A 19,334-nucleotide genomic window follows, 5' to 3' on the forward strand; every position below is an offset into this window, starting at 1 on the left:
CGGCTCAGGCCACCGGCCGGAGCCGCTCAAAAAAGCCGGTTCAGACCGTCGTAGGCGGCTACCCGATAGGCTTCGGCCATGGTCGGGTAGTTGAAGGTGGTGTTGACGAAGTACTTGAGATTGTTCAGCTCACCCGGCTGGTTCATGATCGCCTGGCCGATGTGGACAATCTCCGAAGCCTGGTAGCCGAAGCAGTGCACGCCAAGGATTTCCAGGGTTTCGCGGTGGAACAGGATCTTCAGCATGCCCTGAGGCTCGCCGGCGATCTGCGCACGGGCCATGCTCTTGAAGAACGCCTTGCCCACTTCGTACGGCACCTTGGCCTGGGTCAGCTCCTGCTCGTTCTTGCCGATCGAGCTGATCTCCGGAATGGTGTAGATGCCGGTCGGCACGTCGTTGACGAAGCGCCAGCTGCCGTTGTCGACGATGCTGCCGGCCGCCGAACGGCCCTGGTCGTGGGCGGCGCTGGCCAGGCTTGGCCAACCGATCACGTCACCGGCACCGTAGATGTTCGGCACACTGGTGCTGTAGTTCTCGTCGACCTCGATCTGGCCGCGGCTGTTGACCTTGATACCGATGTTCTCAAGGCCCAGCTTGTCGGTGTTGCCGGTACGGCCGTTGCACCACAGCAAGGCGTCGGCCTTGATCTTCTTGCCCGACTTCAGGTGCAGGATCACCCCGTTGTCCAGGCCCTCGACACGCTCGTACTCCTCGTTATGGCGTACGGTGATGTTGTTGTTGCTGAAGTGGTAGCTCAGCGCCTGGGAGATTTCCGAATCCAGGAAGCTCAGCAATTGGCCTCGGTTGTCGACCAATTCGACCAGCACGCCCAGGCCACTGAAGATCGAGGCGTATTCGCAACCGATCACCCCGGCACCATAGACGATCAGCTTGCGAGGCGTGTGGCTCAGGCTGAGGATGGTGTCGCTGTCGTAGACGCGCGGGTGGTGGAAGTCGATGTCGGCCGGGCGATAAGGGCGCGAGCCGGTGGCGATGATGATGTGCTTGGCGTTGAGCTTCTCGACCACGCCGTTGGGGCAGACCACTTCGACGGTCTGCTCATCGGCGAAGCTGCCGGTGCCGACGAACACGTCTACGCGGTTGCGCGCGTAGTAGCCGGTGCGCGAGGCAACCTGCTTGGAAATCACCTTCTCAGCGCTCTTGAGCACGTCGGGGAAGGAGAACCAGCGCGGCTCACCAATGGCACGGAACATCGGGTTGGTGTTGAACTGCATGATCTGCCGCACCGAGTGACGCAGTGCCTTGGACGGGATGGTGCCCAAGTGGGTGCAGTTGCCGCCGACCTGGCGACGGCTGTCGACCATCGCGACCTTGCGCCCCGCTTTGGCGGCGTTCATTGCCGCGCCTTCTCCGGCCGGGCCGGAACCCAGCACCACTACGTCGTAGTTGTAGACAGCCATGCGTACTCCTTCAGAACTGGCCCGCCGGCCGGCTGGCCGCGGGGCTCATCATGTCGCCGGGGCGCCATGAAAAAATTCGGGTGCAGTCTAATCAAGCGTGAACGCCGCGCACATTAACCCTTGGTCGCGTCGTAGGCCATCTTTGCCTGCACTACATGTCATTTCGCCGCTTCCCTGGCCGCGATCATCCGTGCCCTGCCTTTCACCCGCCTTTCAACGCCCGCTGGAAACCTGGCGTGGACCGGGAGACGAAACCACCCTCGACCCGGGTCACCAGTACGGCAGCGATGCCGTGGGCCACGGCAAAATCCCAGCCGCGCTCGGGCCCGAGAATCAGCAGCAACGTCGAGTAACCGTCAGCGATCAGTGCCGAGCGGTCAAGCACGGTGACTGCAGCCAGACCGTGGGCGACCGGACGCCCCAGACGGGCATCGAAGGTGTGCGAATAGCGCCGGCCATTGTCCTCGAAATAGTTGCGGTAGTCACCCGAGGTCGACACCGACAGGCCATCGATGGCAATCACCTGGCGGGCGATCTGGCGATCCTCGCGCGGCAGCTCCAGTGCAATGCGCCAGGGGCTGCCATCAGGCTTGCGGCCTGCGGCCTGCAATTCCCCGGTGGCTTCGGCGACAAAGCTGTCGATACCCATCGCCCGCAGGCGCTCGGCGATCAGGTCGACTGCGTGACCGGCAGCAATACTGTTGAAGTCCAGCTCCAGCGCGACATCCTTGCACAGGCGCTCGCCATCGATGTGCAGGTGACGATAACCTACGCGCTGACGGGCCAAGGCCAGGGCCTGAGGATCGGGCACCTGCTCCTGACGCGCCTGCGGGCCGAAACCCCACAGGTTGAGCAGCGGCTCGACACTGAGGTCGAAAGCGCCCTCGCTCACATCCGCCAGGTGCTGGCCGAAGGTGACCAGCTCGAACATGTCCTGCGGGATGGCCAGGCATTGATTGGCCGGCAACTGGTTGAAGCGACTGACGACAGAGTCGTCACGGTAGGTGGAATACGACGCGTCAATTTCATGCAGGATGGTTTCGACAGCTTCGCGCACCTGGTCCGGTGCCGGGCCGCCGGGGTTGCGAACATACTGGATGCTGTAGCTGCTGCCCATGGTCGGGCCGCCAAGGCGCTCCAGCGTGGGTTGCTGGTCACAGGCCGATAGCAGCATCAGGATAAGCAGTAAGGCTTTGCGCAAGATTCAGACTCTCGGTTGCCTGTGCCGCGTCTACCCTGGGACCAGCGTTTACCGTGGCAGTGCCGGCACAGACACGACATAAAAAAACGGGAACCCGAAGGTTCCCGTTTTTTCATGGCCTTACAAGCCTATCAGCGTGGAAACGCTGGCGGGTTCACACCGGCCATCTCTTCCATCACGCGAACGACCTGGCAGCTGTAACCGAATTCGTTGTCGTACCAGACGTACAGGACAACACGATTATCATTGCAGATGGTCGCTTCGGCATCGACCACACCGGCGTGGCGCGAGCCGACGAAGTCGGTCGAAACCACTTCCTGGGAGCTGACGTAGTCGATCTGCTTGTGCAGTTCCGAGTGCATGGCGGTCTGGCGCAGGTACTCGTTGAGCTCCTCGCGGTTGGTGGCCTTTTCCAGGTTCAGGTTCAGGATGGCCATCGACACGTTCGGCGTCGGTACGCGAATGGCGTTGCCGGTCAGCTTGCCCTTGAGCACTGGCAGTGCCTTGGCAGCGGCAGTGGCGGCGCCGGTTTCGGTGATGACCATGTTCAGCGGCGCGGCACGACCGCGACGGCTGCCCTTGTGGAAGTTGTCGATCAGGTTCTGGTCGTTGGTGAACGAGTGAACGGTTTCGACGTGGCCGTTGACGATGCCGTACTGATCGTTGATGGCCTTGAGCACCGGCACGATGGCGTTGGTGGTGCAGGATGCCGCGGAGATGATCTTGTCATCGGCAGCGATATCGCCATGGTTGATGCCGTGCACGATGTTCTTCAGCGCGCCCTTGCCAGGTGCGGTGAGGATTACACGGGCAGCGCCCGGGCAGGCCAGGTGCTGGCCCAGGCCGTCGGCATCGCGCCAGACGCCGGTGTTGTCGACGATCAGTGCGTTGTCGATGCCGTACTGGGTGTAGTCGACTTCGCTCGGGCTCTTGGCGTAGATGACCTGGATCAGGTTGCCGTTGGCAGTGATGGTGTTGTTGGCTTCATCGATGGTGATGGTGCCATCGAACGGGCCGTGAACCGAGTCGCGGCGCAGCAGGCTGGCGCGCTTGACCAGGTCGTTTTCGGCGCCCTTGCGCACGACGATGGCGCGCAGGCGCAGGCCGTCGCCACCACCGGTCTTCTCGATCAGGATGCGCGCCAGCAGGCGGCCGATGCGGCCGAAGCCGTACAGGACGACGTCGGTGCCCTTGCGCGCCGAAGCGTTCTGCTGGCCAACCACCTCAGCCAGTTCTTCACGGACGAACTGCTCGGCAGTGCGACCGTTGCCTTCCTGCTTGAACTTGTTGGCCAGCTTGCCCAGGTCGACCGAAGCGGCGCCCAGTTTCAGCTCGCTCATGGCTTTGAGCAGGGGGAATGTCTCGTGTACGGACAGTTCGGTCTCGTCGGTCTGACGGTGACGTGCAAAGCGATGGGCTTTGAGGATCGAGATAACCGAACGGTTGATCAGGCTGCGGCCATAGATCGAGCTCACCACGTTGTTGTTGCGGTAGAGCTGACCGATAAGCGGGATCATCGCTTCAGCCAGGGCTTCACGATCGATCCACTCACCAAGACACTGGTCGGGCTTCTGAGTCACGGGAACCTTCCACATGTAGGGACAGAAAAAAGGGGCTACATTATGACGCCCCGATGCGTATCGGGCAATGAGCGCCTGTCGCTACCCGCAAAGCCAGCCGTCATGCCCTTTCGAGCCTGACAGCGAGCAGCGTCGCCGGTACACTTGACCTCTTTGCCGCAACGCTTGGAGTCGGATTTTCCGTGTCAGTTCTGCGCCTTCCGCAACTGTCGGCCACGGCCGGCAAACAAACCTGGGGCAACCTGCCAGGTGCCGCCCTCAGTCTCGCAATCGCCGAGGCCGCCAGCAGCGCCGGGCGTTTCACCCTGCTGCTGACTGCCGATAGCCAGGCCGCCGATCGCCTGGAACAGGAGCTGCGTTTCTTCGCCCCGCAGCTTCCGGTGCTGCCGTTCCCCGACTGGGAAACCCTGCCCTACGACCTGTTCTCGCCGCACCAGGACATCATCTCCCAGCGCATTGCCAGCCTCTACCGACTGCCAGAGCTGGACCACGGCATTCTCGTGGTGCCGATCACCACCGCCCTGCACCGCCTGGCCCCGACCCGCTTCCTGCTGGGCAGCAGCCTGGTGCTGGACGTGGGCCAGAAGATCGACGTCGAGCAGATGCGCACCCGCCTGGAAGCCAGCGGCTACCGCTGTGTCGACACGGTCTACGAGCATGGTGAATTCGCCGTGCGCGGCGCGCTGATCGACCTGTTCCCCATGGGCAGCAAGGTGCCGTATCGCATCGACCTGTTCGACGACGAGATCGAAACCCTGCGCACCTTCGACCCGGAGACCCAGCGCTCGATCGACAAGGTCGACTCGATCCGCCTGCTGCCGGCCCGCGAATTCCCCATGCACAAGGATGAGGTGACACGCTTCAAGGCCCGCTTCCGAGAGCGCTTCGACGTCGACTTCCGGCGCAGCGCGATCTTCCAGGACCTGACCAGCGGCATCATTCCGGCCGGCATCGAATACTACCTGCCGCTGTTCTTCGAAGAGACCGCGACACTCTTCGACTACCTGCCGGCAGACACCCAGGTATTCTCCCTGCCGGGCGTCGAGCAGGCCGCCGAACACTTCTGGAACGACGTACGCGGGCGCTACGAAGAGCGCCGCGGCGACCTCAGCCGCCCCCTGCTGCCACCGGCCGAGTTGTTCATGCCGGTCGAGGACTGCTTCGCCCGCCTCAAGCAATGGCCGCGCGTGGTGGTCAGCGCCGACGAACTCGAGCCAGGCGCAGGCCGCGAGCGCTTCCCGGCCCGCGCCTTGCCCAACCTGGCCATCGAGGCCAAGGCCAACCAGCCTCTGGCAGAGCTGTCGAACTTCCTCGACCAGTTCCCCGGCCGGGTGCTGTTCACCGCCGAATCGGCAGGCCGACGCGAGGTGCTGCTGGAGCTGCTCGAACGCCTGAAGTTGCGCCCGCATACCGTCGAGGGCTGGGCTGACTTCATCACCGGCAGCGAGCGCCTGGCGATCACCATCGCCCCACTCGATGACGGCTTGCTGCTGGATGACCCGAGCCTGGCCCTTGTGGCTGAAAGCCCACTGTTCGGCCAGCGTGTGATGCAGCGCCGACGTCGCGACAAGCGCGGCGAAGCGGCCAACGACGCAGTCATCAAGAACCTCACCGAACTGCGCGAAGGCGCCCCTGTGGTGCACATCGATCACGGCGTGGGCCGCTACCTGGGCCTGGCCACCCTGGAGATCGACGGCCAGGCCGCCGAGTTCCTCACCCTTGAATACGCCGAGGGCGCCAAGCTCTATGTGCCGGTGGCCAACCTGCACCTGATCGCCCGCTACACCGGCAGCGACGACGCCCTGGCGCCGCTGCACCGACTCGGCTCCGAAGCCTGGCAGAAAGCCAAGCGCAAGGCCGCCGAACAGGTGCGCGACGTGGCCGCCGAGCTGCTCGACATCTATGCCCGCCGTGCTGCGCGCAAGGGCTACGCCTTCGCCGACCCGGCCGCCGACTACGCCACCTTCAGCGCCGGTTTCCCCTTCGAAGAGACGCCCGACCAGCAGGCAGCCATCGAGGCCGTGCGCCTCGACATGCTCGCCGCCAAGCCCATGGATCGGCTGGTGTGTGGCGATGTCGGCTTCGGCAAGACCGAAGTGGCCATGCGCGCAGCCTTCATCGCCGTGCACAGCGGTCGCCAGGTCGCGGTCCTGGTACCCACCACCCTGCTCGCCCAGCAGCACTACAACAGCTTCCGCGATCGCTTTGCCGACTGGCCCGTGACGGTCGAGGTGATGAGCCGCTTCAAGTCCGCCAAGGAAGTGGCCGCCGCCGCCGCAGACCTTGCCGAAGGCAAGATCGACATCCTCATCGGCACCCACAAGCTGCTGCAGGACGATGTGCGCTTCAAGGACCTGGGCCTGGCGATCATCGACGAAGAGCACCGTTTCGGCGTACGCCAGAAAGAACAGCTCAAGGCGCTACGCAGCGAGGTGGACATCCTCACCCTCACCGCCACGCCAATCCCGCGCACCCTGAACATGGCCGTGGCCGGCATGCGCGACCTGTCGATCATCGCCACCCCGCCGGCTCGACGCCTGTCGGTGCGCACCTTCGTCATGGAGCAGAACAAGAGCACGGTCAAGGAGGCGCTGCTGCGCGAGCTGCTGCGTGGCGGCCAGGTCTATTACCTGCACAACGACGTGAAGACCATCGAGAAATGCGCCGCCGACCTCGCCGAGCTGGTGCCCGAAGCGCGCATCGGCATTGGCCACGGGCAGATGCGCGAGCGCGAGCTCGAACAGGTGATGAGCGACTTCTACCACAAGCGCTTCAACGTGCTGATTGCCTCGACCATCATCGAGACCGGCATCGACGTGCCCAGCGCCAACACCATCGTCATCGAACGTGCCGACAAGTTCGGCCTGGCCCAGTTGCACCAGTTGCGCGGCCGGGTCGGACGCAGTCACCACCAGGCCTACGCCTACCTGCTCACCCCGCCACGCCAACAGATCAGCGGCGATGCCGAGAAACGCCTGGAGGCGATCGCCAACACCCAGGACCTGGGCGCAGGCTTCGTGCTGGCCACCAACGACCTGGAGATCCGCGGCGCCGGCGAGTTGCTCGGCGAAGGCCAGAGCGGGCAGATCCAGGCAGTGGGTTTCACCCTCTACATGGAGATGCTCGAACGCGCGGTCAAGGCGATCCGCAAGGGCACCCAACCCAATCTCGAGCAACCACTGGGCGGCGGCCCCGAGATCAACCTGCGCCTGCCGGCGCTGATCCCCGAGGACTACCTGCCCGATGTGCACGCCCGCCTGATCCTGTACAAACGCATCGCTTCGGCGGCCGACGAGGAAGGCCTCAAGGACCTGCAGGTGGAGATGATCGACCGCTTCGGCCTGCTGCCCGAGCCGACCAAGAACCTCATGCGCCTGACGCTGCTCAAACTGCAGGCCGAGAAGCTTGGCATCAAGAAGGTCGATGCCGGCCCCAATGGCGGCAAGCTCGAGTTCGAGGCCGAAACGCCGGTCGATCCACTGACCCTGATCAAGCTGATCCAGGGCCAGCCCAAGCGCTACAAGTTCGAAGGCGCGACCCAGTTCCGCTTCCTGGTGCCGATGGAACGCCCGGAAGAACGCTTCAACACTCTCGAGGCGCTGTTCGAGCGCCTGGCCCCACAGTCAAATTAAGGAAGCTCCATGCGTGCCATTCGTTGCCTGACCTTGTTGCTGTCGCTCATCGCGCCAGTGACGGCCTTCGCCGAAGGCCCTTATCAGGTGGAAATCCTCCTCCTGCGGCAGAATGCCGTGCCTGCCGTGACCAGCCCGTTCGCCCCCGAGAACTGGAGCGCCGGCGCCCCACGCCTGGCCAAGGACGCCGAACGCCCACTGGCACTGGTCGACGAAGCCACCCGCCTGCAAGCCACTGCCGACTACACTGTGCTGCTGCACAAGGCTTGGCAGCAGCAGGTGGGCAGCGAGCCCAGCCGCATCGCCGTGGGCGCCGGTGACGAGCAGTTCGGGCACTTCCCCATCGAGGGCAACCTGAGCATCGCCGAGGGCCGCTTCACCCGCATCGAGGCCAACTTCTGGGTCAACGACCTGGACGGCAACGGCAGCGTGCTGCGCAGCGAGCAATTCAAGCAAAGCAACAGCAATGTGAAAAACGGCCAGCTGACCTTCCTCGACGGGGGCCACCTGGCGCTGCTGATCAGGGTCGCACCGGCTGGCATGCGCAAGCTGCCAACGATGGACCCGGAGATGATGGAGCAGTGACACGTGAGTGACGTGCAGAAGCAGGTTGCGGAAAACCCGAGCTGGAAGCGCGAATTCGACGCCGGCGCTCTGCAGCGCGGTGAGCGCTATGCCGAGCAAGGCAGGGTAGAGATTCTCTCCCACGGCGACGCACGCATCGAGGCAACCTGCAGCGGCAACGGCGACAACCGTTATCGCCAGCGGATCACCATCACCTTCAACTCCGCCGGACACTGTCATGTTCGCGGCCAGTGCACCTGCCCGGTCGGCGAGAACTGCAAGCACTGCGCCGCCGTGCTCTACACGCTAGCCCACCGCCATACGGCACAACCGGCGGCCAGCGACCACCTGCCGCACCACCTGCAACACTGGCTGCAGGGCCTTGAGCAACGCGCCACCCCCCACCGGCCTGAAGAAGACAAGCGCGGACGCATGGTCTGCTACCAGCTCATGCTGCTGGGCGATCAAGGCTGCGCCCTGCGCGTGCGCAAGGGCACTCGCAACGATGGCGACATACGCTACAGCCGGGTGCAATCGCTGTATGAACTGCTCTACGAGCCGCCCAAGTTCGTCAAGGAAGAAGACCTGCGCATCCTGCGCCAGTTGTCCGCACAGAACGCACCCTACGGCCAGGAGCGCGGCTACGTGCTAAAAGGCCAGGAAGGCGGCGAGCTACTGCAACGGGTGCTGGAAACCGGACGCCTGATGTTCATGGAAGAATTGCCGCTGCTGCGCCGCGGCCAGGAGCGCCAGGCGGAATTTCGCTGGGTGCGCCTGGACAGCGGCGAATACCGCGGCATGTGGTACAACGCCGACAAACCGCTGCTTTGCGTCCTGCCGCTGGTGCCGTTGTTTTACTTCGACGTCATGACCAGTGAAGTCGGTACCGTCGCCCACAGTCTCGACCCGCACACCGCCATCCAGCTCTCGCTCGCACCCGATGTACCGGAACACCTGATCGTGCCACTCAGCCACAAGCTCAACGCCCTGAACCACCAACTGCCGACCCCGACAACGGTCAAGCAGGAACTGCTCGACGACATCGAACCCACACCACACCTCACCCTTGGCAGCCTGGAATTCAGCGCCTACACGCCCAAGACCGGACGCATGCAGCGCCAGATGCAGCATCGCGCGGCGCTGTCGTTCGACTACGACGGGCTGCGCGCCAGCGGCCCCGACGACAAGCCGCTGAGCCGCCTGGTGGACAGTACCAGCCAGCATATTCGCCGCCAGCCGCAGCATGAAAAACGCCTGCGCGACACCCTGCACAAACTCGGTTTCAAGCCTGCCACACGTCAGAGCAAGGCCCTGCCCGACAGCGCCGGCGAAATGTTCCAACTGCCCGACGACGAGACCTGGCTGCGCTTCGCCCGCGAAGACCTGCTGCGACTGCGCGAGGCAGGTTGGAAGGTGGACATCCACCGTGACTTCGCCTTCAACCTCCACGACGTGGAAGACTGGTACGCCAACATTCAGGAAGCCCCCGGCCACGAATGGTTCGATCTGGAACTGGGCATCGTCGTCGACGGCCAGCGCCACAGCCTGCTGCCGATCGTCCTGCAGTTGCTGCGCAGCAGCCCCGAACTGCTGCGCCCCAGCGAACTTGCGCGGCGCGGCGACGATGAACACCTGTTGATCGACCTCAACCGCGGTCGCCTGGACAGCCCGGCCATGCGGGTCGCCCTGCCCTACGGCCGGATCAAGGCAGTGATGGGCACCCTCGGCGAGCTGTATCTGCACGAGGATGCCAGCGGACCGACGCTGCGCATGGAGCGCGCCGATGCGGCACGCCTGAACGATATCGAGCACCTGCCCCTGCAATGGGAAGGTGGCGAACAACTGCGCGATCTCGGCCGGCGCCTGCGCGATGCGCGTGACCTGGAGGTCGAGCCACCCAAGGGGCTGGCCGCGACCTTGCGCCCCTACCAGCAGCAGGGCCTGAACTGGTTGCAAGCCCTGCGCGAGATGGGCACCGGCGGCATCCTCGGCGACGACATGGGTCTGGGCAAGACCCTGCAGACCCTTGCCCATCTGCTGCTGGAAAAAGAAGCCGGGCGCCTGAACCATCCAGCCCTGGCAGTGATGCCCACCAGCCTTGTGCCCAACTGGCTGGACGAAGCACAGCGCTTCGCACCCAATCTGCGCGTTCTGGCCCTGCACGGCCCCGGACGCACCCGGTTCTTTGGTGCACTGCACGAATACGACCTGATCCTGACCACATACGCCCTGCTGCCACGCGACCTCGAGCCATTGCAGGCCCAACCCTGGCACGTGCTGGTGCTGGACGAAGCACAGAACATCAAGAGCAGTACCAGCAAGGCCGCCCAGGCCGCCCGGGAGCTGCAGGCCAACCAGCGCCTTTGCCTGACCGGCACACCCATGGAGAACAACCTGGGTGAGCTATGGTCGATCTTCCACTTCCTGATGCCCGGCTGGCTGGGCGATCAGAAACGCTTCAACCAGGATTACCGCACTCCCATCGAACGTCATGGCGACCGCGAGCGGCTGGCCCACCTGGCCAGCCGCGTACGCCCTTTCCTGCTGCGCCGCAGCAAGGAGCAGGTGGCCCGAGAGCTGCCGGCCAAGAGCGAGATGGTTCACTGGGTGGACCTCAGCGATGCACAGCGCGACACCTACGAAACGGTGCGCGTGGCCATGGACAAGAAGGTGCGCGATGAAATCGCCCGCAATGGCGCCTCACGCAGCCAGATCGTCATCCTCGATGCCTTGCTCAAGCTGCGCCAGGTGTGCTGCGACCTGCGTCTGGTCAAGGGTGTGGAAGCCAAGGGCAATCAAGCCGACAAGGGCAAGCTGGGCAGCTTGATGGAAATGCTCGAGGAACTGCTCAGCGAAGGTCGCCGAGTGCTGCTGTTCTCCCAGTTCACTTCGATGCTCGCACTGATCGAGCAGGAACTGGAAAAGCGCGACATTCGCTACAGCCTGCTGACCGGTGACACCCGCGATCGCCGCGCGCCGGTTCAACAGTTCCAGAACGGCGATAGCGAAGTATTCCTGATCAGCCTCAAGGCCGGTGGCACAGGCCTGAACCTGACCGCTGCCGATACGGTGATTCACTACGACCCCTGGTGGAACCCGGCCAGCGAGAACCAGGCAACCGACCGCGCGTACCGTATCGGCCAGGACAAGCCGGTGTTCGTCTACAAGCTGATCACCCGCGGCACGGTGGAAGAAAAGATCCAGCAGTTGCAGCAAGAGAAAGCCGCCTTGGCGGCCGGTCTGCTCGATGGCGGGCAGGCCGGTCAGTGGCGGCTGGGGGATGAAGAAATCGAGGCACTGTTCGCCCCGCTGCCGGGCAAGCGAGGGCGCTGAATCCGGGGCGTCCCCTTCGCGTCCCGACTTGCCCGCGAAGGGAACACCACGGTCAATCCACCAGCTGCGCGTCCTTCAACGCCCCCAGCGCCTCAAGCCAGCGCGGCTGCTGGCGGTAGTCGGTGCGCGCGAAGCCTTGCCCACGCATGCCGGCGATGCGCGGCGACGGCCGCACCTTCAAGCGCTGCGCCGCACTCAGCGCGAGCTCCGCCGCAGCTCGGTCATTGCACACCAGCCCCATGTCGCAACCGGCACTCAGCGCTGCCTCGATGCGACTGGCGGCATCGCCCACCACATGCGCGCCAGCCATGGACAAGTCGTCACTGAAGATCACCCCCTCAAAGCCCAGCTCGCCGCGCAGGATGTCCTGCAGCCAGCGCCGCGAGAAGCCCGCCGGCTGGTTGTCGACCTGCGGATAGATCACATGCGCCGGCATCACTGCTGCCAGTTGGCCGCTGAGGCGAGTGAACGGTACCAGATCAGCCTGGCGTAGCTGCTCCAGGCTGCGCTCATCGGTGGGGATCGCCACGTGCGAATCGGCTTCCGCCCAGCCATGCCCGGGGAAGTGCTTGCCGCAAGCCGCCATGCCAGCCGCGTTCATGCCACGAATGAAGGCACCGGCCAGTTGCGTGGCACGCTGCGGATCCCCTTCGAAGGCACGGCTGCCCACGACCGCGCTGCGCTGGTGATCAAGATCCAGTACCGGTGCGAAACTCAGGTCCAGGCCGACCGCCAGAACTTCGGTGGCCATCAGCCAACCGCATTGTTCGGCCAGGTAATCGGCGTTGGCATTGTCGGCAATGGCACGCATGGCCGGCAAACGCACGAAGCTCTGACGCAGACGCTGGACCCGACCACCTTCCTGATCGACCGCCAGGATCAGGTCAGGACGAATAGCACGGATCGAGGCGCACAGCTCGCGCACCTGGCGTGGGCTGTCGATGTTACGGGCAAAGATGATCAGACCGGCCACTTCGGGCTGGCGCAGGAGGTGACGATCCTCGGCGGTCAACCATTGACCGGCGATATCCACCATCAGGGAGCCTTGCAGGCTGGCAGTCATAGGGTGTCCTTCATTGAATATCCAGAGAGGCCCATTGCGGGCAGGCAGCCTCGCTTATGCGCACCGGGCAATGGACCGGCACGCGCTCGAACAGGTCCAGAAGCTCGCGGTTGCGCAGGCGCACGCAGCCATGGGACAACGGCACGCCCAGCGGTTCGCTGTCCGGCGTGCCGTGCAGATAAATGTAGCGACGAAAGGTATCGACCCGTCCCAGGCGGTTGACGCCTGGCTCACAGCCACTGAGCCAGAGGATGCGGGTGAGGATCCAGTCACGGCCTGGAGATTGCGCGTGCAAGGCGGGCGACCAGACTTCACCGGTCCAGCGTCGGCTGCTGAGTACAGCCCCTTGCGGCAATCCGGCGCCGATCTTCGCCCTGACCTGATGCAGGCCACGCGGCGTGCAGCCAGAACCCTTGAGTTCACCCGCCCCCAGACGTGCAGTGGAAACATCCAGGCGCACGCACAACGTCCCCCGGGAAAATCCGTAAAGGCGTTGGTCAGCGAGGGAGATGTGCAGGAAATCAAGGTCGGACATGGGCGCTAGCTTAGCCGAAGCGCCCTGCCTCGCCCAGTGTTCAGGCCTTGGCTGGCGCGCCGGTGACTGTGCTCTTGCTGCGTGGTCGCAGTTGCGCGGCCGCCATGGCCTCGTCGGTTACCCCGCTATCGGCACGCATGCCGGCGGCGAGGAACGGCACCATCAGACGCATGACCTGCTCGATCGAAGTGTTGATGCCGAAATCGGTTTCAGCGATGGCGCGCAGCGCTTTGATACCGGACATGCTGAACGCCGCGGCACCCAGCATGAAATGCACGCGCCAGAACAGCTCGATGGGGGGAATACGCGGTGCCGCTTCGTTGACCAACAGCATGTAGCGCCGGAACACCTTGCCATACATGTCTTCAAGATAACGGCGCAGGTGGCCCTGACTCTGACTGAAGGCCAGGCCCAGCAGGCGCATGAAGATCGACAGGTCGTTGTTGCTGCGCGGCTGCACGGCCAAGGCCTGCTCCACCAGCATCTCCAGCAGTTCTTCGAGCGTCGGCTTCTGCTCAGGGCGTGCCTGACGGCGCTCGAGTTCACGCTCCAGGCTGGCACAGAACGGACCGAGGAAGCGCGAGAAGACCGCCTGGATAAGCGCCTTTTTGGAGCCGAAATGGTAGTTCACCGCCGCCAGGTTGACCCCGGCCTTGCTAGTGATCAAACGCAACGAAGTTTCCGCGAAACCTCTTTCCGCGAACAGCTGCTCGGCAGCATCGAGAATGCGTTCAACGGTTTCCGATTGGGCCATGACTTATCCGCCTGACAAACAGTTGTTTGAAACATACGTTTCAAGCACGCGCATGTCAAGGTTCGGTGACCCGACGGTCGCCCTTTTTAAAGCGCCGGAGCTCAAGCTGCAAGCCACAAATATCAAGGGCTGGGCACGACGCTCGGAAGACCGCGGCGATTTTCTTCAAAGGCGGTGCTTGCAGCAGGCCTTGTACTGTATATAATCCCAGTCACTGTATAAAAAGACAGAGCCACTCGCCATGCTGAAACTGACGCCACGCCAAGCCGAGATCCTGGCCTTCATCAAACGTTGCCTTGAAGACAACGGCTTCCCGCCTACCCGCGCAGAAATCGCACAAGAGCTAGGGTTCAAATCGCCCAATGCCGCCGAAGAGCACCTCAAGGCCTTGGCGCGCAAGGGCGCCATCGAGATGACGCCAGGCGCCTCCCGCGGCATTCGCATCCCGGGTCTCGAAGCCAAGCCTGACGACAGCGGCCTGCCGATCATCGGCCGTGTTGCAGCAGGTGCCCCGATCCTCGCCGAGCAGCACATCGAGGAATCCTGCAACATCAATGCAGCCTTCTTCCATCCTCGCGCCGACTACCTGTTGCGCGTTCACGGCATGAGCATGAAGGATATCGGCATCGTCGACGGCGACCTGCTCGCCGTGCACACCTGCCGCGAAGCCCGCAATGGCCAGATCGTGGTCGCCCGCATCGGTGACGAAGTGACCGTCAAGCGCTTCAAGCGCGAGGGCAGCAAAGTCTGGCTGATTGCCGAAAACCCCGAATTCGCCCCCATCGAAGTCGACCTGAAAGATCAGGAACTGGTGATCGAGGGCTTGAGCGTCGGCGTCATTCGCCGCTGATCCAGGAGGCGTCATGCAGCAGTCCGCCCATTTATCGCAGCCCGCACAATTGCCATTGTTCGAAGCCTTTCTCGCACAGCCGGTACTGCCAGGCCTGAAAAGTCGCGAGCAGTCGCGCAAGCCCGGCCAACCAGAACTGTTCAGTGAACTGTCCCTGCGCGGCGCGCCAGGGCACTGCCAGAGCCTGTTGGCCCCTATCCTGCGCGAGCTGAGCGAAGAAGATGACGCACGCTGGCTGACACTGATCGCACCGCCGGCGAGTCTCACACAAACCTGGCTGCGTGACGCCGGCCTGAATCGCGAACGCATCCTGCTGCTGCAACCCGGAAGCAACCAGAGCGCCCTGCAACTGGCCTGCGAAGCGCTACGCCTGGGTCATAGCCACACGGTGGTCAGCTGGTTCGGCAACGTCAATGCCAGCATCCGCCAGCAGCTCGTTCGTGCCGCCACCTGCGGAAACGCACAAAGCCTGAACATCCGCCTCGGCTGATGTCCAGGCTTTGCCTGTGACGCACTGCAGTGATGGCCCAACTGGCGTGTTCAGTGCAGAACCCGCGGCCCTTCATCACGCTCGAAGTCACCTTCGACCAGCTTACCTGCCATCTGCACACCAACGCTGAGCATGGCTTTGGCCACTTCTACATGCTGCCCCTGAAGAAATGCCTTGGCATCTTCGGAGAAATCCAGGGTAACCAGCGAACCCTCGTCCTCGGCACGGCGCAGTTCGATCCGGCCATCAGGCAATTCGACAATTTCTAGAAAGGACGTTGACATAAAGGGCCTGCTGTTCACGAAAGGCGAGTAGTGTACCAGCCGCGCCGACTGTCAGCACTCACTCAACGCTTCTCGGAAACGTCTTACAAGCCCTTTTAGGTCCTGCCGCCAGCGCTCCAACTCCGTCCGAGACAGCACGACATCCTCGACTTCATCGAGATTGACAGCCTGGATCAACGGCTGCGTGACATCTGTCTTGGCGACTTTCTTCGCGACCGGTGGTTGGAACAAATCGGCATAAGCCTTGATCAACTGCGCCAGCCAGGTCTGCGGTTGGCGTGCCAGCTCAACCATCTCGGCCATTTCCGGAATGGCGACGGTCTTCAGCGTGTCATCGTTAAGCAACAGCTCTGCACGCGCGGCGTTCGCCTGGGGCAGACGATAGAAGCCGGCAATCTCATGGCACAGCCCGAGCAACGCCCCATACAAATGAAACACCGCCGCCTCGCGCTCAGCCTGGATCAGGCCCTGGGCATTCATGGCCTGGCTCTGCTCGGCCTTGGCCATGGACTCAAGAGCCAGGCCTGCAAAGAACAGTTTCTGGTTGGTGCGGGTGTAGAGTTCCTGGGCCATTTCGGATGACCTCCCATGGGCAGCAAGGCGAATAGCTGCATCATAAATGATTGGGGCCGCAAAGCGGCCCCAATTACAACACCGACGAATCAGCGCTTGTCTTCGACCTTCCACGCCTTGCCGTCGTAGAACGCCTTCCAGCCTGTCGGCTTGCCATCGACCTCGGATTGCACGTACTGCTCCTTGGTCTTGCGGCTGTAGCGAATCACCGCAGGACGACCGTCCGGATCCTTCTGCGGTGCGTCGCAGAGGAAGTGATACTTCGGATCGATCTCATGCTTGTGCGGGATGATTTCCAGCACCAGCGGCGCACGGGTCTCGCGATTTTTCGGGAACTGGCTGGCCGCCAGGAACAACCCCGAAGCGCCGTCACGCAGCACGTAGGTGTCGTCGACCTTCTCGCACTTGAGCTCCGGCATGTCCACCTTGTCCATCTTCGGTGGCGCAGCCTCGCCGCTCTTGAGCAACTTGCGGGTGTTCTTGCACGCCGGGTTGGTGCAACCGAAGAACTTGCCGAAACGGCCAGTCTTGAGCTGCATCTCGCTGCCGCACTTGTCGCACTCCAGGCTCGGCCCTTCGTAGCCCTTGATGCGGTAGCTACCCTCTTCGATCTCGTAGCCAGGGCAATCCGGGTTGTTACCACAGATATGCAGCTTGTGCTTTTCGTCGAGCAGGTAGGCGTCCATCGCCGTCGAGCAGATCGGGCAGCGGTGCTTGCCACGCAGCACCAGCGACTCGGATTCACCCTCGTCGTCAGCTGCGATCTCGTCACCCGGCACCAGATTGACGGTGGCCTTGCAGCGCTCCTTGGGCGGCAGGCTGTAACCCGAGCAGCCCAGGAATACACCGGTCGAGGCGGTACGGATCATCATCGGCCGACCGCATTCCTTGCAGGCAATGTTGGTCAGGGTCGGCTGATTGGCTCGCATGCCGTTTTCGCTGGACTCTGCTGTCTGCAGCTTCTTGCTGAAATCACCGTAGAACTCGTCGAGCACGTTTTTCCAGTCACGCTCGCCCTGGGCCACGTCATCGAGATTCTCTTCCATGCCGGCGGTGAAGCCGTAGTCCATCAGGTTGGAGAAGCTTTCGGACAAGCGCTCGGTCACGATGTCGCCCATCTTCTCGGAATAGAAGCGGCGGTTGTGCAGGGTCACATAGCCGCGATCCTGGATGGTGGAAATGATCGCTGCATAGGTCGACGGACGACCGATACCACGTTTTTCCATTTCCTTGACCAGGCTCGCCTCGGTGAAACGCGCCGGCGGCTTGGTGAAGTGCTGGCTTGGGTCGAGCTGGATCAACTTGAGCGTCTCGCCCTGCCCCATTTCCGGCAGCACGTCGTCCTCGCCCGGCTTGGCCTGTTGTGGCAGCACACGGGTGTAGCCGTCGAACTTGAGAATACGGCCCTTGGCACGCAACTCGAAATCGCCAGCCGCCACGGTGACGCTCGTGGACAGGTACTGCGCCGGTGGCATCTGGCAGGCCAGGAACTGGCGCCAGATCAGCTCGTACAGGCGCTCGGCATCACGCTCCATGCCACTGAGCTTGCTCGGGTGGGTGTTGACGTCGGAGGGACGAATCGCTTCGTGCGCCTCCTGTGCGCCTTCCTTGCTGCCGTAGACGACCGGAGCGGCCGGCAGGTACTGCTTGCCGAACTCGCTTTCGATGTAGCTGCGCGCCATTTCAACGGCATCGGTCGACAGGTTGGTCGAGTCGGTACGCATGTAAGTGATGTAGCCGGCTTCATACAGACGCTGGGCCATCATCATCGTCTTCTTCACCCCGAAGCCCAGGCGGTTGCTCGCCGCCTGCTGCAAGGTCGAGGTGATGAAAGGCGCCGATGGCTTGCTGCTGGTCGGGCGATCTTCACGTTTGACCACGCTGTAGCTGGAAGCCTTGAGCTTCTCCAGCGCCGCCATGGCCTGCGCTTCGTTCAACGGCTTGAAGGCTTCGCCGTTCTCGCGCGCCACTTCGAAGCGCACCTTGGCGTTCTTCGCCGTGCCCAGGTCAGCATGGACCTCCCAGTACTCTTCGGGATTGAACGCACGGATCTCGCGCTCCCGCTCGACCACCAGCTTCACAGCCACCGATTGCACACGGCCGGCGGACAGGCCACGGGCGATCTTGGACCACAGCAGCGGCGAAACCATGTAGCCCACCACGCGATCGAGGAAGCGCCGCGCCTGCTGGGCATTGACCCGGGCGATATCCAGGTCACCAGGCTGCGAAAACGCCTCCTGAATGGCCTTCTTGGTGATTTCGTTGAACACCACGCGCTTGTAGCGGCTGTCGTCCCCCCCGATGGCTTCGCGCAGGTGCCAGGCAATGGCTTCCCCCTCGCGATCCAAGTCGGTTGCGAGATAGATGGTGTCGGCATCCTTGGCCAAACGACGCAACTCGTCGATCACCTTCTCCTTGCCGGGAAGGATCTCGTACTTGGCCTTCCAGCCGGCCTCTGGGTCGACACCCATGCGCGCCACCAGTTGGCGCCGGGCTTTCTCCTTCGGCGTCAGCGCCGGAGCCTCACTCGCGGTCTTGCCGCGCTTGGCCGCCGGTTCCTTGGCCGTACTGGCCGAACCGCTGGTGGGGAGGTCTCGGATGTGGCCGATACTCGACTTCACCACGTACTGGCTGCCCAGGTACTTGTTGATGGTCTTGGCCTTGGCCGGGGATTCCACAATGACCAGCGATTTGCCCATGGATCGGAGTATTCCTGAATCTGAAGATGAAAAACGCGTCAGGTGCCGGACGCGGCACCGCTATATATAGTGGCAAAAGAGTGAGGTCAAGCGCGGTCGTTCACTCGCGAGGCTTCCCGGCCAGTGCCGCAAGCCCCTCTTCTGCCTTGACCAAAGCAAAGCGTGGCACCTGCTCGCCGTCAACCTCGACCGACTCCTGGAACATCGAAAGTGGCCGCACCCAAAACCCATAGTCACCATACAGGCATTGGTAGAACACCATCCACTCTTCGCTCTCCGAGTGCCGCGCAACGCTGAAGACACGGTACTCAGGCCCTTTGTAATGCCGGTATACGCCTGGTTGTATCTGCATGCT

Annotated in this window: 15 protein-coding genes; 5 read left to right on the forward strand and 10 right to left on the reverse strand. The window is 63.1% G+C overall.

Going from position 1 to position 19,334, the window contains the following annotated elements:
- Positions 1–26: 26 nt before the first annotated feature.
- The 3 genes from sthA to AB688_RS19770 all read right to left on the reverse strand — a co-directional run bounded on the left by sthA (position 27) and on the right by AB688_RS19770 (position 4,217).
- The gene (gene sthA, locus AB688_RS19760; RefSeq protein ID WP_054894437.1) at positions 27–1,421 is read right to left on the reverse strand and encodes a Si-specific NAD(P)(+) transhydrogenase; all 1,395 of its coding nucleotides are present in this window, start codon (positions 1,419–1,421) and stop codon (positions 27–29) included.
- Positions 1,422–1,623: 202 nt separating this feature from the next.
- Positions 1,624–2,622, reverse strand: a complete 999-nt coding sequence (locus tag AB688_RS19765) for an FAD:protein FMN transferase (protein WP_063545626.1) — start codon at positions 2,620–2,622, stop codon at positions 1,624–1,626.
- A 131-nt stretch (positions 2,623–2,753) separates the two neighbouring features.
- Positions 2,754–4,217, reverse strand: coding sequence for a glyceraldehyde-3-phosphate dehydrogenase (locus AB688_RS19770; RefSeq protein WP_054894439.1), 1,464 nt, complete (start codon positions 4,215–4,217; stop codon positions 2,754–2,756).
- A 167-nt stretch (positions 4,218–4,384) separates the two neighbouring features.
- On the opposite strand from AB688_RS19770, the gene mfd reads away from it, so the two are divergent.
- From mfd to AB688_RS26560, 3 genes are all read left to right on the forward strand, one after another.
- Positions 4,385–7,834, forward strand: a complete 3,450-nt coding sequence (mfd, locus tag AB688_RS19775) for a transcription-repair coupling factor (protein ID WP_063545627.1) — start codon at positions 4,385–4,387, stop codon at positions 7,832–7,834.
- A 9-nt stretch (positions 7,835–7,843) separates the two neighbouring features.
- A complete protein-coding gene (locus AB688_RS19780) occupies positions 7,844–8,419 on the forward strand; it encodes a CsiV family protein (protein ID WP_063545628.1) in 576 nt (191 codons plus the stop codon).
- 411 nt (positions 8,420–8,830) lie between these two features.
- Positions 8,831–11,731: a DEAD/DEAH box helicase gene (locus tag AB688_RS26560; protein ID WP_414155818.1), complete on the forward strand. Its 2,901-nt coding sequence runs from the start codon at positions 8,831–8,833 to the stop codon at positions 11,729–11,731.
- 52 nt (positions 11,732–11,783) lie between these two features.
- Here the strand turns inward: AB688_RS26560 and nagZ are convergent, their stop codons facing one another.
- From nagZ to AB688_RS19800, 3 genes are read right to left on the reverse strand one after another with little or no spacing between them, the layout of a single operon-like run.
- Positions 11,784–12,782, reverse strand: a complete 999-nt coding sequence (gene nagZ, locus AB688_RS19790; protein ID WP_196759907.1) for a beta-N-acetylhexosaminidase — start codon at positions 12,780–12,782, stop codon at positions 11,784–11,786.
- A 22-nt stretch (positions 12,783–12,804) separates the two neighbouring features.
- A complete protein-coding gene (locus AB688_RS19795) occupies positions 12,805–13,329 on the reverse strand; it encodes a L,D-transpeptidase (RefSeq protein WP_063545630.1) in 525 nt (174 codons plus the stop codon).
- 40 nt (positions 13,330–13,369) lie between these two features.
- On the reverse strand, positions 13,370–14,083 hold the full coding sequence (locus AB688_RS19800) for a TetR/AcrR family transcriptional regulator (RefSeq protein WP_063545631.1): 714 nt from the start codon (positions 14,081–14,083) through the stop codon (positions 13,370–13,372).
- Positions 14,084–14,324: 241 nt separating this feature from the next.
- Here AB688_RS19800 and lexA point away from each other — a divergent pair, with 241 nt between their 5' ends.
- A complete protein-coding gene (lexA, locus tag AB688_RS19805; RefSeq protein WP_063545632.1) occupies positions 14,325–14,933 on the forward strand; it encodes a transcriptional repressor LexA in 609 nt (202 codons plus the stop codon).
- 13 nt (positions 14,934–14,946) lie between these two features.
- On the forward strand, positions 14,947–15,423 hold the full coding sequence (gene sulA, locus AB688_RS19810; protein WP_054894446.1) for an SOS-induced cell division inhibitor SulA: 477 nt from the start codon (positions 14,947–14,949) through the stop codon (positions 15,421–15,423).
- A 50-nt stretch (positions 15,424–15,473) separates the two neighbouring features.
- Here sulA and AB688_RS19815 read toward each other — a convergent pair whose 3' ends face one another.
- From AB688_RS19815 to AB688_RS19830, 4 genes are all read right to left on the reverse strand, one after another.
- Positions 15,474–15,707 carry a hypothetical protein gene (locus AB688_RS19815; RefSeq protein ID WP_011534820.1) on the reverse strand — a complete coding sequence of 78 codons (234 nt, stop codon included), beginning with the start codon at positions 15,705–15,707 and terminating at the stop codon, positions 15,474–15,476.
- A 51-nt stretch (positions 15,708–15,758) separates the two neighbouring features.
- Entirely contained in the window at positions 15,759–16,280 is a 522-nt protein-coding gene (locus AB688_RS19820; protein ID WP_063545633.1) for a DUF6586 family protein, read from the reverse strand.
- Between the two features lie 89 nt (positions 16,281–16,369).
- A complete protein-coding gene (topA, locus tag AB688_RS19825; RefSeq protein ID WP_063545634.1) occupies positions 16,370–18,979 on the reverse strand; it encodes a type I DNA topoisomerase in 2,610 nt (869 codons plus the stop codon).
- 100 nt (positions 18,980–19,079) lie between these two features.
- Complete coding sequence (locus tag AB688_RS19830) at positions 19,080–19,331, reverse strand: DUF1653 domain-containing protein (RefSeq protein WP_054894449.1); 252 nt, start codon at positions 19,329–19,331, stop codon at positions 19,080–19,082.
- Between the last annotated feature and the right edge of the window lie 3 nt (positions 19,332–19,334).

The organism is Pseudomonas putida, assembly GCF_001636055.1.
In the GTDB taxonomy this organism is placed as follows: Bacteria; Pseudomonadota; Gammaproteobacteria; order Pseudomonadales; family Pseudomonadaceae; genus Aquipseudomonas; species Aquipseudomonas machongensis.

Bases quoted from the DNA above. Each gene is read 5' to 3' on its own strand.
- sthA (WP_054894437.1), bottom strand. From the start codon at position 1,421: ATGGCTGTCTACAACTACGACGTAGTGGTGCTGGGTTCCGGCCCGGCC.
- AB688_RS19770 (WP_054894439.1), bottom strand. From the start codon at position 4,217: ATGTGGAAGGTTCCCGTGACTCAGAAGCCCGACCAGTGTCTTGGTGAG.
- AB688_RS19780 (WP_063545628.1), top strand. From the start codon at position 7,844: ATGCGTGCCATTCGTTGCCTGACCTTGTTGCTGTCGCTCATCGCGCCA.
- AB688_RS26560 (WP_414155818.1), top strand. From the start codon at position 8,831: ATGGTCTGCTACCAGCTCATGCTGCTGGGCGATCAAGGCTGCGCCCTG.
- AB688_RS19795 (WP_063545630.1), bottom strand. From the start codon at position 13,329: ATGTCCGACCTTGATTTCCTGCACATCTCCCTCGCTGACCAACGCCTT.
- AB688_RS19800 (WP_063545631.1), bottom strand. From the start codon at position 14,083: ATGGCCCAATCGGAAACCGTTGAACGCATTCTCGATGCTGCCGAGCAG.
- lexA (WP_063545632.1), top strand. From the start codon at position 14,325: ATGCTGAAACTGACGCCACGCCAAGCCGAGATCCTGGCCTTCATCAAA.
- sulA (WP_054894446.1), top strand. From the start codon at position 14,947: ATGCAGCAGTCCGCCCATTTATCGCAGCCCGCACAATTGCCATTGTTC.
- AB688_RS19815 (WP_011534820.1), bottom strand. From the start codon at position 15,707: ATGTCAACGTCCTTTCTAGAAATTGTCGAATTGCCTGATGGCCGGATC.
- AB688_RS19820 (WP_063545633.1), bottom strand. From the start codon at position 16,280: ATGGCCCAGGAACTCTACACCCGCACCAACCAGAAACTGTTCTTTGCA.
- topA (WP_063545634.1), bottom strand. From the start codon at position 18,979: ATGGGCAAATCGCTGGTCATTGTGGAATCCCCGGCCAAGGCCAAGACC.
- AB688_RS19830 (WP_054894449.1), bottom strand. From the start codon at position 19,331: ATGCAGATACAACCAGGCGTATACCGGCATTACAAAGGGCCTGAGTAC.